The 22,112-nt window shown below is 63.3% G+C and carries 25 protein-coding genes and 1 pseudogene; 21 read left to right on the forward strand and 5 right to left on the reverse strand.

Features of this window, described 5'->3' with window-relative positions:
- Positions 1–18: 18 nt before the first annotated feature.
- The 7 genes from G6N78_RS17270 (at position 19) to cimA (ending at position 7,678) form a co-directional block, all read left to right on the forward strand.
- Positions 19–906, forward strand: a complete 888-nt coding sequence (locus G6N78_RS17270; RefSeq protein ID WP_165220780.1) for a DMT family transporter — start codon at positions 19–21, stop codon at positions 904–906.
- Positions 907–1,163: 257 nt separating this feature from the next.
- The gene (gene cysS, locus G6N78_RS17275; protein ID WP_165220783.1) at positions 1,164–2,741 is read left to right on the forward strand and encodes a cysteine--tRNA ligase; all 1,578 of its coding nucleotides are present in this window, start codon (positions 1,164–1,166) and stop codon (positions 2,739–2,741) included.
- Positions 2,742–3,147: 406 nt separating this feature from the next.
- Complete coding sequence (locus G6N78_RS17280; protein WP_165220786.1) at positions 3,148–3,513, forward strand: endonuclease domain-containing protein; 366 nt, start codon at positions 3,148–3,150, stop codon at positions 3,511–3,513.
- A 340-nt stretch (positions 3,514–3,853) separates the two neighbouring features.
- A complete protein-coding gene (locus G6N78_RS17285; RefSeq protein WP_165220789.1) occupies positions 3,854–4,333 on the forward strand; it encodes a GFA family protein in 480 nt (159 codons plus the stop codon).
- Positions 4,334–4,457: 124 nt separating this feature from the next.
- On the forward strand, positions 4,458–4,922 hold the full coding sequence (locus G6N78_RS17290; protein WP_165220792.1) for a GFA family protein: 465 nt from the start codon (positions 4,458–4,460) through the stop codon (positions 4,920–4,922).
- Between the two features lies 1 nt (position 4,923).
- On the forward strand, positions 4,924–5,880 hold the full coding sequence (pip, locus tag G6N78_RS17295) for a prolyl aminopeptidase (RefSeq protein ID WP_165220795.1): 957 nt from the start codon (positions 4,924–4,926) through the stop codon (positions 5,878–5,880).
- A gap of 181 nt (positions 5,881–6,061) precedes the next feature.
- Positions 6,062–7,678, forward strand: a complete 1,617-nt coding sequence (gene cimA, locus G6N78_RS17300) for a citramalate synthase (RefSeq protein WP_165220798.1) — start codon at positions 6,062–6,064, stop codon at positions 7,676–7,678.
- Between the two features lie 15 nt (positions 7,679–7,693).
- On the opposite strand, the gene G6N78_RS17305 is transcribed toward cimA, so the two are convergent.
- The 3 genes from G6N78_RS17305 to G6N78_RS17315 form a co-directional block, all read right to left on the reverse strand.
- Positions 7,694–8,572, reverse strand: a complete 879-nt coding sequence (locus G6N78_RS17305; protein ID WP_165220801.1) for a protein-L-isoaspartate O-methyltransferase family protein — start codon at positions 8,570–8,572, stop codon at positions 7,694–7,696.
- A 72-nt stretch (positions 8,573–8,644) separates the two neighbouring features.
- On the reverse strand, positions 8,645–9,283 hold the full coding sequence (locus tag G6N78_RS17310) for a hypothetical protein (RefSeq protein ID WP_165220804.1): 639 nt from the start codon (positions 9,281–9,283) through the stop codon (positions 8,645–8,647).
- Complete coding sequence (locus G6N78_RS17315; RefSeq protein WP_165220807.1) at positions 9,283–9,624, reverse strand: type II toxin-antitoxin system Phd/YefM family antitoxin; 342 nt, start codon at positions 9,622–9,624, stop codon at positions 9,283–9,285. Before G6N78_RS17315 ends, G6N78_RS17310 begins: the two co-directional genes overlap by 1 nt.
- A 177-nt stretch (positions 9,625–9,801) precedes the next feature.
- Here G6N78_RS17315 and rarD point away from each other — a divergent pair, with 177 nt between their 5' ends.
- The gene (rarD, locus tag G6N78_RS17320; protein WP_165220810.1) at positions 9,802–10,713 is read left to right on the forward strand and encodes an EamA family transporter RarD; all 912 of its coding nucleotides are present in this window, start codon (positions 9,802–9,804) and stop codon (positions 10,711–10,713) included.
- A 27-nt stretch (positions 10,714–10,740) separates the two neighbouring features.
- Positions 10,741–11,070 (forward strand): DHCW motif cupin fold protein, encoded by a 330-nt coding sequence (locus G6N78_RS17325; RefSeq protein ID WP_165220813.1) that lies wholly within the window; start codon positions 10,741–10,743, stop codon positions 11,068–11,070.
- Here the strand turns inward: G6N78_RS17325 and G6N78_RS17330 are convergent.
- Positions 11,067–11,672, reverse strand: coding sequence for an LOG family protein (locus G6N78_RS17330; RefSeq protein ID WP_165220816.1), 606 nt, complete (start codon positions 11,670–11,672; stop codon positions 11,067–11,069). The genes G6N78_RS17325 and G6N78_RS17330 overlap by 4 nt on opposite strands.
- 169 nt (positions 11,673–11,841) lie before the next feature.
- Here G6N78_RS17330 and G6N78_RS17335 point away from each other — a divergent pair, with 169 nt between their 5' ends.
- The 7 genes and pseudogenes from G6N78_RS17335 (at position 11,842) to G6N78_RS25960 (ending at position 18,222) form a co-directional block, all read left to right on the forward strand.
- Positions 11,842–13,623 carry a LysM peptidoglycan-binding domain-containing protein gene (locus G6N78_RS17335; RefSeq protein WP_165220819.1) on the forward strand — a complete coding sequence of 594 codons (1,782 nt, stop codon included), beginning with the start codon at positions 11,842–11,844 and terminating at the stop codon, positions 13,621–13,623.
- Between the two features lie 108 nt (positions 13,624–13,731).
- Positions 13,732–15,618 (forward strand): ABCB family ABC transporter ATP-binding protein/permease, encoded by a 1,887-nt coding sequence (locus tag G6N78_RS17340; protein ID WP_165220822.1) that lies wholly within the window; start codon positions 13,732–13,734, stop codon positions 15,616–15,618.
- Between the two features lie 89 nt (positions 15,619–15,707).
- Entirely contained in the window at positions 15,708–15,932 is a 225-nt protein-coding gene (locus G6N78_RS17345) for an antitoxin MazE family protein (protein ID WP_165220825.1), read from the forward strand.
- Positions 15,929–16,252 (forward strand): annotated as a pseudogene (locus G6N78_RS17350) (type II toxin-antitoxin system PemK/MazF family toxin). The gene G6N78_RS17345 and the pseudogene G6N78_RS17350 overlap by 4 nt, the downstream one beginning before the upstream one ends.
- A gap of 96 nt (positions 16,253–16,348) precedes the next feature.
- Positions 16,349–17,050: a phosphatidylserine decarboxylase gene (locus G6N78_RS17355; RefSeq protein ID WP_165220827.1), complete on the forward strand. Its 702-nt coding sequence runs from the start codon at positions 16,349–16,351 to the stop codon at positions 17,048–17,050.
- 17 nt (positions 17,051–17,067) lie between these two features.
- Positions 17,068–17,883, forward strand: a complete 816-nt coding sequence (gene pssA, locus G6N78_RS17360; RefSeq protein ID WP_165220829.1) for a CDP-diacylglycerol--serine O-phosphatidyltransferase — start codon at positions 17,068–17,070, stop codon at positions 17,881–17,883.
- 210 nt (positions 17,884–18,093) lie between these two features.
- Positions 18,094–18,222, forward strand: a complete 129-nt coding sequence (locus tag G6N78_RS25960) for a hypothetical protein (protein ID WP_272955616.1) — start codon at positions 18,094–18,096, stop codon at positions 18,220–18,222.
- Positions 18,223–18,255: 33 nt separating this feature from the next.
- Here G6N78_RS25960 and G6N78_RS17365 read toward each other — a convergent pair whose 3' ends face one another.
- Complete coding sequence (locus G6N78_RS17365) at positions 18,256–19,026, reverse strand: SOS response-associated peptidase (RefSeq protein WP_165220831.1); 771 nt, start codon at positions 19,024–19,026, stop codon at positions 18,256–18,258.
- A 113-nt stretch (positions 19,027–19,139) separates the two neighbouring features.
- Between G6N78_RS17365 and G6N78_RS17370 the strand changes: the two genes are divergently transcribed.
- The 5 genes from G6N78_RS17370 (at position 19,140) to ygfZ (ending at position 22,076) form a co-directional block, all read left to right on the forward strand.
- Positions 19,140–19,613, forward strand: coding sequence for an NUDIX hydrolase (locus tag G6N78_RS17370; protein ID WP_370691529.1), 474 nt, complete (start codon positions 19,140–19,142; stop codon positions 19,611–19,613).
- 31 nt (positions 19,614–19,644) lie between these two features.
- Positions 19,645–20,073, forward strand: a complete 429-nt coding sequence (locus G6N78_RS17375; RefSeq protein WP_165220833.1) for a TIGR02301 family protein — start codon at positions 19,645–19,647, stop codon at positions 20,071–20,073.
- 106 nt (positions 20,074–20,179) lie between these two features.
- Positions 20,180–20,437: a hypothetical protein gene (locus G6N78_RS17380; protein ID WP_165220835.1), complete on the forward strand. Its 258-nt coding sequence runs from the start codon at positions 20,180–20,182 to the stop codon at positions 20,435–20,437.
- A gap of 19 nt (positions 20,438–20,456) precedes the next feature.
- A complete protein-coding gene (locus tag G6N78_RS17385) occupies positions 20,457–21,158 on the forward strand; it encodes a hypothetical protein (protein WP_165220837.1) in 702 nt (233 codons plus the stop codon).
- 72 nt (positions 21,159–21,230) lie between these two features.
- Complete coding sequence (gene ygfZ, locus G6N78_RS17390) at positions 21,231–22,076, forward strand: CAF17-like 4Fe-4S cluster assembly/insertion protein YgfZ (RefSeq protein ID WP_165220839.1); 846 nt, start codon at positions 21,231–21,233, stop codon at positions 22,074–22,076.
- Positions 22,077–22,112: the final 36 nt, after the last annotated feature.

Below are 22,112 nucleotides of genomic sequence, written 5' to 3' on the forward strand. Positions count from 1 at the left end.
CACCTAAAGCTTCCCCTCATGCGTCTTCGCGATCTTGCCGCCTACCTGTTCCTTGCCATTGCCTGGGGCTTTTCCTTCCTGCTGCTTCTGAAGGTAGTGGCGGCCTTCGGCTGGGTGGGTGCGGTCACCTTCCGCTGCTTTATCGCGGCCGCGATCCTGATCCTGATGGCGCGGCTGACGCGGCGCCGGCTTGTCTTTCCCGCCAGGTTCATGCCGCTCGTAGTCGTCGGCGCCACGACGGTGGCCGGGCAACTGATCGGGCTTTCCTATGCGACGCCGCGGATCGGCACGGCGATGGCGGCGATCTTTGTCGCGTCCATCCCGCTGTTTTCCATGGTGATTTCGAGGTTTTGGGGGCTTGAGGCAATCACGCCGGCGCGGGTGCTGGGCCTGACGCTCGGCACGATCGGGCTCCTGATGCTGGTCGGCTTTCCGGCCGTTCCGGTCACGCCGACCTTCCTGCTCGGCTGTGCGGCCATGCTGTTTTCCACCTTCTCCGCCGCCTTCGGCAGCAATTATGCCAGCCGCCACCTCGCCGGCACCGGGCCCTGGGAGGTCACGATCGGCGCCTTTCTCTCCGGCGGGCTCATCGCGCTCCCACTGATTGCGGTCGTTCCGGTACCGGGCGCGCCGCAGCCGATCGATTACCTTTATCTCGTGGCGCTGGCCGGGCTGATGAGCGCGCTGACCTATGTGCTCTATTTCGGCCTCGTCTCCTCGATCGGCGCGACACGGGCGATCAGCGTGGAATTTGCCGTGACGGTCGTTGCCGTGCTGGTCGGTGCGCTGGTGCTCGACGAACCGTTGAGCCTGATGCAGATCGCCGGCGGGGCGGTGATCATTGCCGGCTGCGCGCTGGTGCTGGGGCTGATGCCGGCCAAGGCAAAGATCCCGCTGCAGCCATAGGCCACCGCGGTGGTGCAAGATCTGCGGATGAATATTTCATCCGGCAGCCGATGGGCGAACATTTCCGCCTTGCCCTCCCCTTGACCGTATCCCGGTTCGGCGCCATAAGCTTTGGCCCATGAACACGGCCCTCTGCACCATCTGCGGGATCATTATTCGCTAGCATTTTGCTGGCCGGCCGTTCTCGTCTCTCGAAAGCCACAAGAAGACACAGAACCGGTCCGGCCGGTTCCAGTGCGTTTCGGGAGACGACATCGATGAGCCACACGCTCAAGCTCTATAATACGCTGACCCGTGACAAGGCGGTGTTCCAGCCGATCGACCCGAACAATGTGCGCATGTATGTCTGCGGCCCAACCGTCTACGACTATGCCCATATCGGCAATGCGCGGCCGGTGATCGTCTTCGACGTGCTCTACCGTCTGCTGCGGCACCTCCATGGCGAGGAGCACGTGACCTATGCCCGCAACATCACCGACGTGGACGACAAGATCAATGCGCGGGCGCTGCGGGATTTCGGGCCCAAGATCGCCGATGGCTCGATGAGCCTCAACGAGGCCATCCGGGCCGTGACCGGCAAGACGGAAAGCCAGTTCCAGGCGGATGTGAAGGCGCTCGGCTGCCTGGAGCCGACACATCAGCCGCGCGCGACCGACAACATTCCGCAAATGATCGAGATCATCCAGCGCCTGCTGACCCAGGGCCATGCCTATGTGGCCAAGGGTTCGGAGGGCCACGAGGTTCTGTTTGCCACCGCCTCCATGGCCGATTATGGCCAGCTCTCCAAGCGCCGGCTGGAAGACCAGCAGGCCGGCGCGCGCGTTGCCGTCGAAGCCCACAAAATGAACCCCGGCGATTTCGTGCTGTGGAAACAGTCTGCCGACACCGAACCCGGTTGGGCGGCCGACTTTGCTTTCGAGGGTCAACGCTTTGCGATCTATGGCCGCCCGGGCTGGCATATCGAATGCTCGGCCATGTCCAACCGCTATCTGTGGGAAGAGATCAAGGACAGGCTTTCGCCCCAGGGAAAAGCCCGCCCGCATGAATTCGACATCCACGGCGGCGGCCTTGACCTGATCTTCCCGCACCACGAAAACGAGATCGCCCAGTCCTGCTGCGCCTACGACACCGACGTGATGGCCAATGTGTGGATGCACAACGGCTTCGTGCAGGTCGAAGGCCGCAAGATGTCGAAATCGGACGGCAATTTCGTCACCATCCATGAGTTGCTGGAGACGGAGACGTTCGGCGGCCGCAAATGGCCGGGCGAAGTGCTGCGGCTGGCCATGCTGATGACGCATTACCGCGAGCCGATCGACTTTTCGGTGAAGCGGCTGGAAGAGGCCCTCGCAGTTCTCACGCGCTGGGAGCGTATTGCCAAGGAAACCGATGTAGTCGTTGGTGAACCAGATGAGGAGTTTTTGGCGCTGATTGCAGATGATCTTAAAACTGCTGAAGCGATCAAACGCATTCATGAGCTGATGAATCTCAGTCAGTTCTCCGACCCAGCTTTGCCAAAAGATGCTGCCGCCGGTAGTCTAGGTTTTGGTCCCGGTTTCACTGGTTTTTCATCTAAGGACGAAAGAAAGGCATCCATCGCAGCCGGCCTGGCATGTGCACAGATGCTGGGCATATCGGTTGTGCGAGAAACTTCGGACCACATCTCCGCCGCAGTGCAGGCTCGTGTCGATGTGCGCCTTGAACTCCTCAAAGCCAAAAACTTCGCCGAAGCCGACCGCATCCGCAACGAACTGGCGGAAAAGGGCATCCAGTTGAAGGATGGCAAGGATCCCGCAACAGGCGAACGCGTGACGACCTGGGAGGTGAAGCGGTAACATGCTTGCCCTGCTGCACGGCCATACCCCCCTCTGCCCTGCCGGGCATCTCCCCCACACGGGGGGAGATCGGGATGCCGTGCGCGCGCTGCCTCACTCGAAGCGGCATTTGACGGGCCGGGTCTCAGCAAGACGTGTTTGCCGCATTCTACTGGACAGGTTGGCCTGCAGGGCACCACTGTCACCAACCGCGGCTTGCGAGACGTCGGTTCCCCACTTCACGGACTCTCGCCACGCAGATTGGGGCAGAACGGCCGCCTCTCTGCCGATCTCCCCCCGTGTGGGGGAGATGGCCGGCAGGCCAGAGGGGGGTACCCCGCAGGACAACGCCAAGATAGCGCCCCTTGCAACTCTCCGCTGCAAAAGCCAGTCTACCGCACCGTCAACCTCGTTACCGGCACTCACCATGCCCCATACGCCGATTCCGCCTCTGCGTCGTGCCAATGCCAAGCGCATGCGCAAGGCAATGACAGACGCGGAGCTGAAACTCTGGAATGCGATACGCGCGCACCGGCTGGAGGGGCTCGGCTTCAGACGGCAGGTTCCGATTGCCGGTTACATCGTGGACTTCGCCTGCCCGGATGAGCGGCTGATTGTCGAGCTGGATGGTAGCCAGCATGCGGAAGATCAAGCCCTCCGTTATGATGCCGCCCGAACGGCACGGCTGGAGGCCGATGGCTGGATTGTGCTGCGCTTCTGGAATGATGACGTTCTGACGGATCTCGATCATGTGTGCCTCCACATCCTGACCGTCATCGGGAGGGGGCGCTGATGGGTGCGTGCGGCGGGCGTCAAACCCCCCTCTGCCCTGCCGGGCATCTCCCCCACACGGGGGGAGATCGGGATGCCGCGCGCGCGCTGCCTCACTCGAAGCGGCATTTGACGGGCCGGGTCTCAGCAAGACGTGTTTGCCGCATTCTACTGGACAGGTTGGCCTGCAGGGCACCACTGTCACCAACCGCGGCTTGCGAGACGTCGGTTCCCTACTTCACGGACTCTCGCCCCGCAGATTGGGGCAGAACGGTCGCCACTCTGCCGATCTCCCCCCGTGTGGGGGAGATGGCCGGCAGGCCAGAGGGGGGTGCCCCGCCCACCAACAGGAGGAGCGTTCCATGAGCGAGATCCACACCGGCGGGTGCCAGTGCGGCGCGGTCCGGTTCCGGATGGAGGGCGTGCCGAAGGATGTGTCGGTCTGTCACTGTCGCATGTGCCAGAAGGCGTTCGGCGCCTATTATGCGCCGCTGGTGGCTGTCGGCACCGCGAAGGTGACGTGGACGCGCGGTGCGCCAAAACGCTTTGCCTCCTCGAATTTCGTCCATCGCGGCTTCTGCGCGGACTGCGGCACGCCGCTGACCTATGAGGCGCCGGATGGGCTGTCGCTGGCAGCGGGCGCGTTCGATGACCCGGCCCGCCTGCCGCCGACCATTCAGTTCGGCATCGAATGCCGGCTCGCCTTTGCCGACGACATACCTTCGTTGCCGGCACGCGCGACGCTGGATGATCTCGACGACGCGCCCTTCCTGCCGAATGTCGTCTCCTACCAGCACCCGGACCACGACACCGACGACTGGCCACCCGAGGGGCGGTCATGACGGAGCCGAACCCCAATACGAAGATGCCGAAATGGCTGCTCTATGGCCTGATTGCCAAGGGCGTTCTGGTGGCCGCCATCACCATCGGCGTCGTTCTTTACGTCAGCCTGAGATAGGAGAGCAGATGGACAGCATCATGACCGGCGGATGCCAATGCGGCGCGGTGCGGTTTCGGGCGGAAAAGCTCGGAAGGCCGTCGATCTGCCATTGCCGCATGTGCCAGAAGGCGTTCGGCAGCTTCTTCGGCGCCTTCGTCTCCGCCGACCAGGCGCATCTTGCCTGGACGCGTGGCCAGCCGAGCCTCTTCCGCTCGTCGGCCAAGGTGAAGCGCGGCTTCTGCAGCAAATGCGGCACGCCGCTGACCTATCATCATCCAGGCGGCGTGGAACTGGCGATCGGCGCCTTCGACCATCCCGAACGTCTGGAGCCGCAGGTGCAGGTCAATCATCACCAGCGTCTGCCCTGGATCGACACGCTGTTTCAAAAACCCGCCTTTTCCAGCCCCGAGATGGAGGCCTTCTTCGCCTCCGTCGAAAGTTACCAGCATCCCGATCATGATACGGCGGAATGGCCGCCGAAGGACGACTGACATGAGCGAACTGCGCAGCTACTATCCCGAGATCGAGCCCTACGAGACGGGCATGCTCGATGTCGGCGATGGCCACAGCATCTACTGGGAGCGGGTCGGCACGAAGGGTGCCAAGCCCGTGGTCTTTCTGCATGGCGGCCCCGGCGGCGGCTGCAATCCGAACCAGCGCCGAGTCTTCGATCCGGCTCTCTATGATGTGCTGCTGTTCGACCAGCGCGGCTGTGGCCGCTCCACCCCGCATGCCTCGCTTGAGGCGAACACCACCTGGCATCTCGTGGATGACATCGAGCGGCTGCGGCAGATGATCGGCGTCGAGCGCTGGATGGTGTTCGGCGGCTCCTGGGGTTCGACGCTGGCGCTCGCCTATTCGGAAACCCATCCAGAGCGTGTCACCGAACTCGTCGTGCGCGGCATCTATACGCTGACGAAAGCGGAACTCGACTGGTACTATCAGTTCGGCGTCTCGGAAATGTACCCGGACCGCTGGGAAAGATTTATCGAGCCGGTGCCGGAGAATGAGCGTCACGAAATGATGGCCGCCTATCACCGCCGCCTGACCGGCAGCGACGAGGCGGAAAAACTGCGCTTCGCCAAGGCCTGGAGCCGTTGGGAGGGGGCGACCATTTCGCTCATCCCTAATCTCGAGCAGATCGACAGCTTTGGCGAGGATCATTACGCCATCGCCTTTGCCCGCATCGAAAACCACTATTTCATGCATGCCGGCTGGCTGGAGGACGGGCAACTGCTGCGCGATGCGCATAAGCTTCAAGGCATTCCGGGCGTCATCGTGCATGGTCGCTACGACATGCCGTGCCCGCTCAAACAGGCCTGGGAGCTATCGAAGCGCTGGACGGATGCGGAGCTGAAGATCGTCGAGGGCGCCGGCCACGCGCTGACCGACCCCGGCATTCTCGACCAGCTGATCCGGGCGACGGACCGGTTTGCGGGAAAGAACTGAGAGGGTGCCCCTCACCCTAACCCTCTCCCCGCAGGCGGGGAGAGGGAACGCGGCTCGCACCGGCGTTGCGGCAAACGGGCAACGGCGCGGCATGGCCCTTCTCCCCGCCTGCGGGGAGAAGGTGGCGGCAGCCGGATGAGGGGCATGGAAGGATGACAAGATGCCAGGGAGCGGCACGGACATGACACGCGAAAAAATCACCCTCTTCGACACCACGCTGCGTGACGGGCAGCAGACACCTGGCGTGGATTTTTCCGTCGAGGACAAGATTGCCATTTCCAGGCTGCTCGACGAGTTCGGCATCGATTACATCGAGGGCGGCTATCCGGGCGCCAACCCGACCGATACCGCCTTCTTCGGCCAGAAGCGCACGCGGGCTGCAAAATTCGTCGCCTTCGGCATGACGAAGCGGGCCGGCGTCTCGGCCGCCAATGATCCGGGGCTTGCGGCGCTTTTGCAGGCAAAGAGCGACGTCATCTGTCTCGTGGCGAAAAGCTGGGATTATCATGTGCGCGTTGCACTCGGCTGTTCGAACGAGGAGAACCTCGAATCGATCCGCGACAGCGTCGAAGCGGTGATTGCCGCCGGCCGCGAGGCGATGATCGATTGCGAGCATTTCTTCGATGGCTACAAGGCCAATCCGGAGTATGCGCTCTCCTGCGCCAGGACGGCCTACGAGGCCGGCGCGCGCTGGGTGGTGCTCTGCGACACCAATGGCGGCAGCCAGCCGGCGGAGGTGAGGGAGATCGTCTCCGCCGTGATGGCCGCCGGCATACCAGGCGATCATCTCGGCATCCATGCGCATGACGACACCGGCCAGGCGATCGCCAATTCGCTCGCCGCCGTGGAAGCGGGCGTCCGGCAGATCCAGGGCACGCTGAACGGCATCGGCGAGCGCTGCGGCAACGCCAATCTGGTGACGCTGATCCCGACGCTTGCGCTGAAACCCGCCTATAGCGAGCGGTTCGAGACCAGCATCGACCGCGACCGGCTGACCGGGCTGACCGGGCTGTCGCATGCCTTCGACGAGTTGTTGAACCGGTCGCCCAACCATCAGAGCCCTTACGTCGGGGCCTCCGCCTTTGCCACGAAAGCCGGCATCCATGCGTCCGCCCTGCTGAAAGACCCGCGCACCTACGAACATGTGGAGCCGGAATCGGTCGGCAACCTGCGCAAGGTGATGGTCTCCGATCAGGGCGGAAAGTCCAACTTCCTCAACGAGTTGAAGCGCCGCGGCATCGAGGTTTCCAAGGACGATCCGCGCCTCGACAAGCTGATCACCATCGTCAAGGAGCGCGAGGCGGAAGGCTATGCCTATGAGGGCGCCGATGCGAGCTTCGAACTTCTCGCCCGCCGCACGCTCGGCACCATTCCGACCTTCTTCGAGATCGACGGTTTCCGCGTGATGGTCGAGCGCCGTTTCGATGCGAACGGCCTGCTCAAAACCGTCTCGGAGGCCGTGGTGCGGCTCGTGATCGATGGCGAGCGGGTGATGTCGGTGGCGGAAGGCGATGGCCCGGTCAACGCGCTCGATCTGGCGCTGCGCAAGGATCTCGGCAAGTTCAACCGGGAGATCGAGGACCTCGAACTGGCCGACTTCAAGGTGCGGATCCTGAACGGCGGCACCGAGGCGGTGACCCGTGTTCTGATCGAATCCATGGATGGCGACGGCACCCGCTGGTGGACGGTGGGCGTCTCGGAAAACATCATCGACGCCTCGTTCCAGGCGCTGATCGATTCGATCGTCTACAAGCTGATGAAGAACCGCCACATGGCGGGGCGTCTGGCGGCGGAATAAGCAGAGCGCATCGGCTCACAGCATGGCGAAGGAGAGCCCCCAGCCCTCCTCGCCATACCATTCCTGAGTGCCGGGCGTGCCACCCCAGCGGAGACTGCGGACTTTTGCGTGCCCGCCGCTGCGGAAGGCGCGCATCAGGCCCTCGTGGCGACCTGGCACTTCGTCCAGCCCCTCGGCCCAGACGAAGCTGACGCCTTGCAGGAACCGCGCCTCGAAACCCGCCGTGCGGCGTTCGATCATCAGCATGCCGGCGCGGGCGGTCACGCCGGTGCGGGCGCCGGCGGCATCCGCGGCCGGGACACCGAAGGGAAAGATAAGCCGGCCGTTGAGATAGAGGTTTTCCACCCAGCGCGCCGGGGGATGATCGAGCGCGAAGTTGACATAGATGACATCCGCCTTCGCCTCAGATGTCTTCGGCGGCCAATCGAAGGCGCTGCCATGCACCACCTCAACCTGCGGATAAGATTTGAGCGCCACCCGGGCCATCTCGGCCAATGTCGCGTCATATTCGACCGCCGTCACCTGGCCGGAGGGGCCGACGAGTTCGGCCAGGATCGCCGAATAATAACCGCTGCCGGCGCCCAGATGCACGACATGCTCACCCTCTTCTATACTCGCCTTGTGCAGCAGACCGACATGCAGGGCCGGGCTGCCATTGTTGACGGCGCGTGCCCTGTCGAGCCCGATCAGAACGTCCTGGTAGAGAACCAGCGGATCGTTGGACGGCAACGCCCGATAGCCGTCCTGATCGCGGATAAACCAGGGCGGCGGCCCGGCAAAATCCTCGCGCGGCACCCGGGCAAAGGCCGTCATCAGCCGCTCGTCCCGTTCGACAAAGGCCCGCGCCAGCATCTGCTGGGCAAAGAGGCGGCGATGGATGGGGCTGTCGCTCATGCACTTCACTCCTGGCCTGGCTTGTCAAAAGATCTGCAAACCGTCCCCTCGCGCCTCTCCGGCGTGCTGGTGTCAGGATTTGCGAACGTAGATTGGATCCTCCGGCAATGGGTCGGGCACCTTGAGCTTGCCTTCGGCATTGCGTCCAGCGGCAATGTCGATGACGGTCCAGATAGCGCCGGCGTCCGCCACGCCAAACTCCGTCTCCAGCATGGCAATGAATGCGCGAGTGGATAGAATATCAAGATCGAGGTTTTCACTTTGCCGCAAGGCCGCGCGGGCACGGCGATCATCGACCAGCAGCACGACGGCCTCCCCCTCCTCGACAACCGTCTCGGCGATGCTGAGGATGTCCAGGAGACTATAGTCGCCGCGCCCGGTCCAGCGGGGCTTCAGCTCCGGACGTGATCCGCTCATCGACCAGCTTGTCATGGCTTTAGCATATTCCTCTCCGGTCGGCGTGCGCATGATCCGGATTCGGTGCCGGTTCCGGCCAAACCATTCTGCCAGCACGCGGCGCTGACCGAGACGCCGATCATCGCCGGAATCCGGCTCTCGGGTCACCTCCATCTCCACCATGTCGGTGACCCAGATTTCCACATCGGGAACAAAGAGGGTGTCGAGCCCGTCCGCGCCGGCCATCGACAGCAGGGAGAGCGGCGACGTGTCGGGGATGAGCAGCCTTGCCTTGCGGGTATAGGCTGCTTCCATCAGCGCATTCCCCAGCGCCGCAAGGCGGCCTGAACCTCGCTGCGGATCGCCTGCGCATGCCGTCCGGCAAGGGCGTCCTCCACAAGCTGTAAGACATAGTCGGGATCGCGCGTATCGTAAGCCAACGGATCGGCCGGAGACTGGTGGAGCGTCGGTCGGGAACGCCGTACCTCCTTCGGGACCGCTTCTCCCGCTGCCGTCTTCAGCCGGATGAACTCCTCGGCGGACATCATCACCGCGCGCGGTTGGTCACGGTTCATCACGACGACTGCTTCGAGATCGGCAGCCTTCAGTACGTCGCCGAGATTTTTCTGCAGGTGGATCGAACGAATGGTCTGCATACCGCTCTCCGGCTGTTTTACGTAAAATTACGTAAAACAGCCTCAAACACAAGACCTGAGCCATCCACAATTACGGACGCTCGGATGAACACCATTGATGCAAGTACCAAACGAATGAATTGGCAGCCGTCGCCATTCCGGCCTAAGGAGAGCTCAATCAGCAAAGGGTCATAGACAATGGCGACAGACACCGCAGCTTCCGTGCCGCAGAATGGCGATACGCCGCAGGGCTTTGCCTATGCGCTGGCCGCCTACGGCATCTGGGGCATCCTGCCGCTCTACCTGAAGGCGCTCGGCCACATCTCGCCGGTCGAGGTTCTGGCGCATCGCGTCGTCTGGTCGCTGCCGTTTGCCGCACTCATCCTTCTGGTGACCCGCCGGTTCGGCGACATCAAGGCCGCCCTTCGTTCCTGGCGTACCATGCTGATGGCGGCGGTGACGGCCACGCTGATCACCATCAACTGGGTCACGTACGTCTATGCCGTCGGCTCCGGCCACGCGATCGAGGGGGCACTCGGCTATTTCATCAACCCGCTGTTCAGCATCCTGCTCGGTGCGATCCTGTTGAAAGAACGGCTGGCGCCGGCGCAGATGGCGGCGATTGCGCTCGCCTTTGTCGCCGTCGGCATCCTCACCTGGGATGCCGGCCGGCTGCCCTGGATTTCGCTGACCCTGACCTTCAGCTGGGGCCTTTACGCGCTGTTGCGCAAGACATTGCCCGTCGGCCCCAATCAGGGGTTTTTCCTGGAGGTGGCCATCCTTAGCATTCCCGCCGCGCCCTACATTCTGTGGCTGGAGGCCAACGGCAGTGGCCACCTGACCCACGGCACGACCACCGACACCTGGCTTCTGGCCGCCGCAGGCCTTGCCACCGCCGTACCGCTGATGATCTATGCCAATGCGGCGAAGCTTTTGCGCCTCTCCACCATCGGCATCATGCAGTACATGACGCCGACGATCATCTTCCTGATCGCCGTCTTTGTGTTCCACGAGCCGATGACCCCGGTGAAACTCTTCGCTTTCGTGTTGATCTGGTCGGCGCTGGCGCTTTACACGCTGTCGATGCTGAGGGCCTATCGCGCCCGCTGAGGCCAAGCCCTGAAAGGATGATCCCCCATGCAGATGTCCGGCATTCCCTTCGGTACCACCGACTGGGAAACCATCGAGCGAACCGAACATGCCGGCGAGACCGGCACGGCCACCTGGCGCACGCAGCGCTTCGGTGAAATCCGTGTTCGCATGGTGGAGTATTCCGCAGGTTACCTGGCCGACCACTGGTGCGAGAAGGGACACATCCTGCTGTGCCTGGACGGGGAACTGCTGACGGAACTGGCCGACGGCCGCACCTTTCTTTTGACGCCCGGCATGAGCTATCAGGTGGCCGATGGCGCCGAACCGCACCGGTCCTCGACGAAGACCGGTGCGAGACTGTTCATCGTCGATTAGAGCTTGGCGATCACCGCTTCGTTGCCGTCATCGACCGCCTCTTCGCCCCAGGCATCCAGGATGGCGGGCACGATCTGCTCGATGTCATCAATGATCAGCGGCTGCACCAGGTTGGCGTGGTGGATGAAGCCCTGCGCCTTCATGTGATCGATCAGTTCCAGCATCGGGTTCCAGAAGCCGCCGATATTGGCAAACACCATCGGCTTTCCATGCCGGCCGAGCTGCGCCCAGGTCATGATCTCGACGATCTCCTCCAGCGTGCCGATGCCGCCCGGCAGGGTGACGAAGGCATCGGCGCGCTCGAACATCGCGTGTTTGCGCTCGTGCATGTCCTTGGTGATGATCAACTCGTTCAGCTGGCCGAGAGAATGGCGGGTTGCCTCCATATCGACAAGAAAGTCTGGAATGATTCCCGTCACCTGACCGCCGTTCGAGAGCACACCGGAAGCGACCGCGCCCATGATGCCCTTGGTACCGCCGCCGTAAACGAGTCGCAGGCCATGGGTGGCAATCGAGCGCCCCAGCGCACGACCGGCAGCCACATAGGCCGCATCACGGCCCGGTTGGGAACCGCAGTAAACACAGATGGATCGAATTGGCACAGGATTCTCCGTATTGCATCATGTCCGGCCCCGAAAAGAGTCGCCGGACGTGTAAAAGTGACGGGAAATCAAGCATCGGGCAAGCGCAAAAGCCCCGGGAAACCTTGTTAACGCAGCGTGAAGCCTGTAATTCCTGTTCTATCGACGGTGTTCCGTCTGGAGAGATCTGATGTTCAAGAATCGCGCCGGTTGGCTTGCCCTGTCCGTCCTCGCCATAGCGACCGTTCTCATGGTGTTCTTCATCATGCCGCGTCTGTCGCCCGAGACGCAGCCGGTTGGCGATGCGATCAACGCGGCCGGACGCCAGATCAAGGATGCGGTCACCCAGGGCGGCGATGCCGCCAAGCAGCTGGTCGATCCGACGCCGGAAAAGGCACCGGCGAGCGCTGCCAAGACGGATGCGAGCCCCTCTCCTGCCGCACCGGTACAGACGGCCGTGGCGCCTGAGGCGCCGCGCGCGCTGGTGATCCCGACCTTCGACGTGCTGCGCGTCGAGCCGGACGGTTCGACCGTGATTGCCGGACGCGCCGAACCGAAGGCCAAGCTCGAAGTGGCCGATCAGGTGCAGACGATCGCAATGACCAGCGTCGATCGCGCCGGCGAATTTGTCGCCATTCCGGACATGCCGCTCCCGCCGGGCGATCATCAGCTCGTCTTGAAGGCCACCGCCGAGGATGGCCGGACCATCATTTCCGAGGAGATCGCCACGGTTTCCGTTCCGAAAACCAAGGATGGCGAGCTTCTGGCCATGGTCAGCAAGCCCGGCCAACCGAGCCGCATTCTCGCTATGCCGAAGACCAACGACGCTGCCAAGACCGAACGGGTTGCCGTCAGCGCCAGCGAGGCGGCGACGGTTCCTGTCCTGCCTGAGGCTCCGAAGACCGAGGTAGCAGCACCGGCCGAGCCGGCGAAAACCGAAGCACCGGTCGAGACCGCGTCTGCTCCAGCCGCCGCGGCAACCGCACCCGTTGCGACCGTCCCCGTGACACAGGGCGAGAAGCCGGCCCTGCAGGTGACCGCCGTCGAAGTGGAAGGCGACCGCCTGTTCATTGCCGGCCTCAGCCGCTCCGGCGCGAGCCTCAAGGGCTATGCCAATAACACGCCGGTCGGCGAAGCCCGGGCCGGCGGCGATGGCCATTTCGTCATCGACGGCACGATCGCCCTTCCGATCGGGGAACACCGGATTGCCGTCGATCAGCTGGATGGCAACGGCAAGGTGGCGCTGCGCGTCGAGGTTCCGTTCAACCGGCCGGCGGGCGAACAGGTGGCCGCGGTCGCGACACCGCAAGCCGCAGGCTCGCTGAACCCGATCGATGCCGGCGCCTTCGACAAGCTGCGCAGCGATGTGTCGCGCGCCTTCCAGCTGCTGCAGACGCTGTTTGCCAATGGCGCGACACCCGATAACGAACGGGTTGCCGCCGCCCGCTCCGCCACATCCTTTGCGCTGCGGGCGCTCACCGAATATCGCCTGCCGGCCGATACCGATGCCAATACGCTGGCGATTGCCACCAACGTGATCACCGAGGCCGCCGCCGCGCTGAAGGCGCTCGATGCGCTGCCGCGCGACGTGGCAAGCCTTGGGAAGGGGCTGCCGGCGATTGCGGAGATGATTGCCAGGGTGACCGGTCCTGCCCTTCCCTCGGCGCCGGCCTCGCCGCTGCCGCAGGCGATGGCTGAGGCGCAGCAGTCAAACGCAGCGAGGACAATCGCCCAGGCACCGCTGACGCAGAGCGAAGCCGCCTCCGTCATCATCCGCCGTGGCGATACGCTGTGGCAGATCTCGCGGCGCATCTATGGCCAGGGTGTGCGCTACACGACGATCTACCTCGCCAACCAGCAGCAGATCGCCAACCCGAACCTGATCGAACCCGGCCAGATTTTCGGCGTACCGAAGGACTCGCTGCCGGATGACGAGGCGGAGAAGATCCACCGCCGCTTCACCAAGGGCTGAGAGCCGCTGAAGCGCGCCTAAAACGGCGCGCTTCCCCTATCAGCGGTTGGTGATCGTTGCATTGTGCCGGCGTCGGGCTTATGGGATAGCCTCCTTCCGGAGGCATGCATGGCACAGACAAAGAAGACCGTTTCGGCGGATTCGGGCAATCCGCTCGGTACGCTCGTGAACCTTTGGCCCTATATGTGGCCAAGCGGCAGGCCGGACCTGAAGGCCCGTGTCGTCTGGGCAACCCTCTTCCTGTTCATCGCCAAGTTCGTGCTGCTGGCCGTGCCCTATTTCTTCAAATGGGCGACCGATGCACTGAACGGCAGGCTGGACATGGCGGGCATCCTGCCGGCCCTGCTGCTCGGCGCCGTGGCGCTGGTCATCGCCTATAACCTCACGCGCCTCATCCAGCTCGGCCTCAACCAGCTGCGCGATTCGCTGTTTGCCAGCGTCGGCCAGCACGCGGTGCGGCAGCTCGCCTACAAGACCTTCGTGCACATGCACCAGTTGTCGCTGCGCTTCCACCTGGAGCGCAAGACGGGTGGGTTGTCGCGCATCATCGAGCGTGGCACCAAGGGCATCGAGACGATCGTGCGCTTCACGATCCTCAACTCCGTGCCGACGCTGGTCGAGTTCGTGCTCACGGCCATCATCTTCTGGTATTCCTACGGCATCTCCTATGTGCTGGTCACGGCAGCGACCGTCTGGGCCTATATCTGGTTCACCGTGAAGGCATCCGACTGGCGCATCGCCATCCGCCGCTCGATGAATGCCAGCGACACCGAAGCCAATACCAAGGCGATCGATTCGCTCCTCAATTTCGAGACGGTCAAATATTTCGGCAACGAGGAGATGGAGGCCAAGCGCTTCGATGCCTCGATGGCACGCTATGAGAAGTCCGCCACGCAGGTCTGGACCTCGCTCGGCTGGCTGAACTTTGGCCAGGGCGTGATCTTTGGCCTCGGCACCACCGTGATGATGGTGATGTCGGCGCTCGCCGTGCAGCGGGGCGACCAGACGATCGGCGATTTCGTTTTCGTCAACGCGCTTTTGATCCAGCTCTCCGTGCCGCTCAACTTCATCGGTTTCGTCTACCGCGAAATCCGCCAGGGCCTCACCGATATCGAACAGATGTTCGAGCTTCTCGAGGTCGAGGCCGAAGTGGTGGACAGGCCGGATGCAAGGCCGCTGGCGATCGAGAACGGTCGCATCACCTTCCGCGACGTGCATTTTGCCTATGATCCCGAACGGCCGATCCTGAAGGGGATCTCGTTTGAGGTGCCGGCCGGCAAGACGGTGGCGATCGTCGGGCCGTCTGGTGCGGGGAAATCCACCATTTCCCGCCTGCTCTACCGGTTCTATGACATCCAGTCCGGCGCCGTCGAAATCGATGGGCAGGATGTGCGCGACGTGACGCAGAAAAGCCTGCGCGCGGTGATCGGCATGGTGCCGCAGGATACGGTGCTGTTCAACGACACGATTGCCTACAACATCCGCTATGGCAGGCTTTCCGCCACCGACGAGGAGATGCTGGCGGCGGCCGATGTGGCGCAGATCGGCCATTTCATCACCAGCCTGCCCGACGGTTTCCAGACCATGGTGGGCGAACGCGGTCTCAAGCTCTCCGGCGGCGAAAAGCAGCGCGTGGCGATTGCCCGCACGATCCTGAAGGCGCCGCCGATCCTGATCCTCGACGAGGCGACCTCGGCGCTCGACACGACGACCGAACAGGAAATACAGGCCGCCCTCGACGTGGTGTCGAAGAACCGCACGACGCTCGTCATCGCCCACCGCCTCTCGACCGTCATCAATGCCGACGAGATCATCGTCCTGCGCTCAGGCGAAATCGCCGAACGCGGCACGCATGCCGGCCTCCTGGAACAGAACGGTCTCTACGCCTCGATGTGGAACCGCCAGCGCGAGGCCACCCAGGCGGAAGAGCACCTGCGCCAGGTGCGCGAAAGCGACGATCTCGGCGTGGTGGTGAGGAAGGAGCCGGCGGTGTGAGGGACTTGCTCGGGGACGGCGTCTTCCAATCTTGACACCATGCTCTTACGGGCCGATCTTGACTGAGACGACGTTGGAAAAGCGTTACCATGGCACCACCCACTCTCAAGCGCGTTCACAAGCACCGGGATTCCCTGCGAGCCGCTGGCTTGCGTCCGGTGGAGATCTGGGTACCGGACACAGGTCGAGCGGGCTTCGCCGAAGAATGCCGACGCCAGGCAAGCATCGCCGCGATGGCGGATGCTGGCGATGCCGATCTCACTGAATTTCTGGACGCCGCCTTGAACGAACTTCTGGATGAGGACGATGCGTGAGGCGTGGGGATCTCGTCACTGTGGCTTTGTCGGGAGATTTCGGCAAGCCGCGCCTTGCCCTCGCCATCCAGGCTGATCTCTACGAGACCACAGGTACACTCACAGTGCTTCTGCGTTCCAGCACTCTGGTAAACGCGCCGCTGATCCGCCAAACCGTCCAACCCTCGCTACAAAACGGATTGGCAAAACCCTCGCAAATCATGATCGACAAGATCATGACGGTGAAGCGGGCTCGCGTTGGCTCAGCCTTCGGTTGATTGGCTGAGGAGACGATGCTCTCCGTGACGCGCCTGCTGGTCGTCTTTCTGGGACTGGCATGACATCCACACCCCCGCCGGAACCGCATTGCTCCCAAATCCGTTTGCCTGTAGTCAGCTAGGCTTGACCCACAACGCCCGGCATTCTGGAGACCCCTGTTGTCCAACCTGTTCGACACCATCCGCAACACGCTCGTTCCGATCCACAAGGAAGGCTATATCTTTGTCATCGCCTTTTTCGTGGCCTCGCTGGTGCTGGGGCTGATTGCCAAGCCGCTGTTCTGGGTCGGGCTCGTTCTGACACTCTGGTGCGCCTATTTCTTCCGGGATCCGGAGCGCGTCGTGCCGCAGGATGACGACCTGATCATCTCGCCTGCCGATGGCCGCGTCTCGTCCGTGCAGATGGTGGTGCCGCCGGCGGAGCTGGAGCTGGGCGCCGAACCGCTGCTGCGCATTTCCGTCTTCATGAACGTGTTTGATTGCCACGTGAACCGCGCACCGGCCCGTGGCCGCGTCTCGAAGATCGTCTACCGCCCCGGCCAGTTCGTGAATGCCGAGCTCGACAAGGCGAGCACCGACAACGAGCGCAACGGCCTCGTGATCGAAACCAAGCATGGCCGGCTCGGCGTGGTGCAGATCGCTGGTCTCGTCGCCCGCCGCATCCTCTGCTTCGTGCATGAAAATGAACCGTTGGATGCCGGTGAGCGTTTCGGTCTCATCCGCTTCGGTTCGCGCCTCGACATCTATGTGCCGGCAGGCGGTGAACCGCGTGTATCGCTCGGTCAGCGCTGCATCTGCGGCGAGACCGTGATTGCCGAATTTGGCTCGACCAAGGGCCCGACGCTCAGCCGCCGCGCTTAACCAAACCGGAGAATGCCATGCAGCCGAAGACGAACCCGGACGCCCATGACGACGATGCCGCCCGCGGCCCGCGCCTTCGGGAGATCCCGCTTCGGCTGATGGTGCCGAACCTGATCACGGTGCTTGCCATCTGCGCAGGCCTCACCGGGATCCGGCTCGCCTTCGAAAACCGGTTCGAACTGGCCGTGGCCATGGTGCTGCTCGCCGCCTTCCTCGACGGCATCGATGGGCGCGTGGCGCGCGCGCTCAAAGCCACGTCGAAATTCGGCGTCCAGATGGATTCACTCGCCGACATCATCAATTTCGGCGTCGCACCGGCACTCGTCCTCTATGTCTTCATTCTCGACAAGGTCGGCTCGATCGGCTGGATCGCCGCCCTCATCTACGCGATTGCCGCCGGACTTCGCCTCGCCCGTTTCAACGTGATGGCGGATCGCGAATACAAGGCCAAATGGCAGAGTGAATTTTTCGTCGGCGTCCCGGCGCCGATGGGGGCGCTTCTCGTCATGCTGCCGGTCTATCTCGGCTTTCTCGGCATGGAAGGCAGCCGTCCGATCGCCTATGCCGCCACAGCATACACGGTGCTGATCGGTTACCTTCTCGTCAGCCGCCTGCCGGTCTGGTCCGGCAAGTCTGAAACCCGGGTGCGCCGCGACCTGATGCTGCCGGTCCTGCTCGGCGTCGTCATCTATGTGGCACTGCTGATGAGTTACACCTGGGAAGTGCTGGCGGTCACCACGCTCGCGTATCTCACGATCCTGCCGTTCAGCGCGCGTGCCTGGCAGCGCCGCTATGGCACGTTGACGATCGAAGACGACCACGCCAACGTCTGATCCTGCCGCAACGCAAGATCGGCTGCCGCTTTCTACCGCAGTGCGGAATTTTTGTGCTTTCCTAACAACAGCTTAACAAATGATTGCTTAAATTGAAGGCAATCTGATGCGATTTTGTTTGCGTCAAAATTCCGCCCGGTTTTCTGATGATGTGGCGCGCCCGAACGCGATGAAGAACGAGATTCGCGCCGCACTCCAGAGGAAACGCCCATGGCAACCGAGAAGAAGACCATCAGCACCCTGAAACCCGAACTGCATGCGCCGCTGCGCCCGCTCGCTATCAAGGCCGTCGTGGCTGCCGCGCTGATGCTGAAGCGCAAGACGCTGAAATCCGCCTGATCGGACGGACTGCCGGCCTGACCGGCAAACGGTTCAAAACAGCGAGAGCTGGCCGCCGTCTCTGGACGACGCGGCCTTTTTCGTCTCCGGAAGCGGTCGTGACGGTGTGACCGGAACCTGCAGATCCGGCCCCATATTGGCGACCTTGTTGACGCGATCGGACACGGGGATCGCCTCGAACAGATCCTCCTCAGCAGGCCGCATCAGGTCTGTGACGTCGCGCGGTTCCTGCGTCTTGCAATCGAGCCAGCGTTCGAAATCTTCCGGCGAAATCACCACCGGCATGCGGTCATGGATCGGCGCGATGGCGGCATTGGCGCCCGTGGTCAGGATTGCCGCCGTGTCGAGTTCCGAGCCATCGGCGGAGGACCAGGTTTCCATCAGCCCGGCAAAGGCAATGATGCCGCCGCGTTTGGGGCGAATCCAGTAGGCCTGCGCCTTGCCCCCCTCCTCCTTCGATGGCCGGTGCCATTCGTAGAAACCGGAGGCCGGCACCAGGATGCGCCGATGGCGCATGGCAGCGCGGAAAGAGGCTTTTTCGATTGCCGTTTCCGCCCGGGCATTGATCAGGAGTGGAAATTCCTTCGGGTCCTTCACCCAACCGGGAAGAAAACCCCAGCGGGCCAGCATAGCCTGGCGGGCCGGCAGGTTGCTGCCCGGCGCCGGGCGATCGCTTCCCGTCACCAGCAGAATCGGCTGCATCGGGGCGATGTTGTAGCGCTTCGGGAAGTCATCGATCGAAATCACGCTCAAGAATTCGAGGATCTCTTCCGGCGTCGCGGTCAGGGCGTAACGTCCACACATGCACCTGAGATGGCACCGGCGACCTTGGCGGTCAAGCGGCCAAGTCTGCCGTGCGCGGCAACGGGTGTGCGCCGCACCGCAGTCGTGGTCTTGCGCAAGAGAGCCGCATGCCTATGCTCGAGCGCATGACACAGATGACAGCCGCACAGCCCCCCGTTTCGCAGGCCCCCTTTCCGCAGGCCGCCTCCTCCGCCATCCTGGAGCGCGAGGGGCGCTATCTGCTCATCCGGCGGCGCAACCCGCCGTCGGCCGATCTCTTCGCCTTTCCGGGCGGTCGGGCGGAACCGGGGGAGACGCCGGCCGAGACGGCGCTGCGGGAATTTTTCGAAGAGACCGGTATTGCCGCTCATTCGCCCAATCTGTTTGCCACCTATGATCTGGAAACCCGCAACGACGAGGGTGTGCTGGTGAGCCATTTCTTCCTCTCCGTTTTTTGCGTGCAGGCGGACGCATCGACACAGGCGATTGCCGCCGATGATGCGTCGGATGCCGGCTGGTTCACGCTGGACGAGATCCGCGCCCTTGCCGTTCCGCCGAGCGTGCTGGACTGTGTGGAAAGGCTGGCGGCGCGTGATGAAGACGGCTAGATCTCGCCCGCCCCTTGCAAGGAGACCGTCCATGCCCCCGATCGCCCGCGCCTCCGTTCTGCTGCTGCTGACGCTGTTCACCGCCCCCGCGGTCGCACAGAAGCAGAGCCCGGCGCCTGCCACCGGGCCGGCGGTAACCATACCGGCAGAAGAAAAGCCCGCCCCCTATGATGCCCAGTTGTTGCGACTTGCGGAAATCCTTGGCTCCGTCCACTACCTGCGCACGCTGTGCGGCGCCGATTCGGCGGATTGGCGCACATCCATGCAGACGTTGCTGGATGCCGAGACGCTGAACGAGCCAAAGCGGCGTGAGAAACTGACGGCATCGTTCAACCGCGGCTATCGGGCCTTTGCGGGCGTGCACACCACCTGCACACCGGCGGCCCGACAGGCGGAAGAACGCTACCGTAACGAAGGTGCAACACTGGCTGCAGAAATTGCCACACGTTACGGAAATTAGGTAATTGTTTACCTCTTTTCTGCCGCGGACGTGTCGTTTTGATAAAAGGCTGCTAGTGTTGTTAACGTGCCGGTAACAACCGGCCTCCGTTGCAAGAGGAATGAACATGCAGACAGCGCGCAACGACATCGACGACATGATCGTGCATGAGAAGATGCAGGCAGCGCTCGAATACCAGAACGAAGCCTGGGCCGACGGGCGCGCCGATGGCATCGAACCCGAGATCATTGCCGATGCCGCGATTGCCCTTGCCATGCGCGAAACCATTCGCCTGCATGGAGAGGAAGGCGCGGAGGCCATGCTGGATTCGCTTCGCGCTCGTATGCTGGCCGGCGAATTTTCGCCGGAGCGGACCGTTCAGTAAGATTGCAAGGTTCGTGTTCATGCCGGGATTTCCACTGCGCGCCAACCTGCGGACATTGATCGTTTCGGGAACCCTTGCAGGTGCACTTTGCCTCCCAGTCGAGGCTTTGGCCTTGTCCGGCAATGTGTCTCCGCCGCCGGAGCGCAGCGACATCCAGCACACTGCTCCGACCGCGCAGACGCAGTTGCCGCGGCCTGGCAGCCCTTCCGTTTCAGCCGAAGGAACGGTCCCTGCGGCCACCGATGCGGCCCAGCCGAAGGTCGAGATCCTGCATGATCTTTCCAAGCTACCCGAGCCGGTGAAGGCGATGCGCCAGGCGCTGACCGAGGCGGCAGCCTCCGGCGATGTCGAGCGTCTGCGTCCGCTGATGGCCTTCGATGACGACGTGATGGAGCAGCTGAAGGCCGATGGCGGCGATCCCGTCGCCTCCTTCAAGAGCCTGTCCGGTGATCCGCAGGGCCTCGAAATCCTGGCGATCATGCTCGATATCCTGCAGACGGGGGCCGCGCATGTCGGCATCGGCACGCCGGACGAGATGTATGTCTGGCCCTATTTCGTCGGCAAGCCGATCACTCAGCTCAGCGCGCCGGAGCGGGTGGAGCTTTTGCGGATCATCACCGCCGGCGATCTCGACGTGATGGCGGAAACCAACAACTATAATTTCTACCGCATCGGCATCACCGTCGATGGCAAGTGGCGGCTGTTTGCCGGCGGCGACTGAGCCGGCAGATGGCTTGCACCCGGATCGCGCCGGGCCTATCTCTGGCGTGAAACGACGCGGACCCGAAATCTCATGCCCTCAGCCCATCTTCCCGACCGTAGCCTCATCCATATCGGCGGCGCCGATGCAGGCGATTTCCTGCACGGCATCATCACCACGGATGTCGAAGGCCTGCCGGAAAACGAGGCCCGGCCTGGCGCGCTTTTGACGCCGCAGGGCAAGATCCTGTTCGATTTCCTGATCTGGCGCACCGCAGAGGGTTTCTTCCTCGAATGCGAGACGAACCAGCGCGAGGCGCTGATCCGCCGGCTCACCCTGTACAAGCTGCGCGCTGCCGTCTCGCTTGCGGCAGGGGAGACGGGAATGACCGTCAGCTGGGGCGACGCAACCGACTCGACGTCGGGCATTGTCGACGGGGCCTTCCGCAAGGCCGGTATCCTCCTCACGCGCCAGCCCGTGAACGGTGCGGAAGGCCATGGCGAAGATACCTATGATGCGCTGCGTATCGAGGCGGGGCTTGCCGTCTCCGGTCGCGATTACGCGCTGCAGGATGCCTTTCCGCATGACGTGCTCTTGGATCTCGATGGCGGGCTTTCCTTCCGCAAGGGCTGCTATATTGGCCAGGAGGTGGTTTCCCGCATGCAGCACCGCGGGACGGCCCGCCGGCGCGTGGCGCAGGTGACGTCAGATACCGCGCTGCCGGTCTCCGGCACCGAACTCATGGCCGGCGGCAAGCCGGTCGGTTCGCTCGGCACCGTCTGCGGCGACCGGGCGCTCGCCATCGTGCGCATCGACCGGGTGGGCGATGCGTTGGCTCAGGGCATTCCGGTACTGGCCGGCGACGTGGCGGTAACGCTTGCCCTACCCGCCTGGACCGGGCTTGCCTTTCCGATCGGTGCCAGCGAGGCCGACGCGTGAGCACGCCGCCCTCTTCGCGCGGGTCGGCCCGCGCCT

This window comes from Allorhizobium pseudoryzae (assembly GCF_011046245.1).
Classification (GTDB): Bacteria; Pseudomonadota; Alphaproteobacteria; order Rhizobiales; family Rhizobiaceae; genus Neorhizobium; species Neorhizobium pseudoryzae.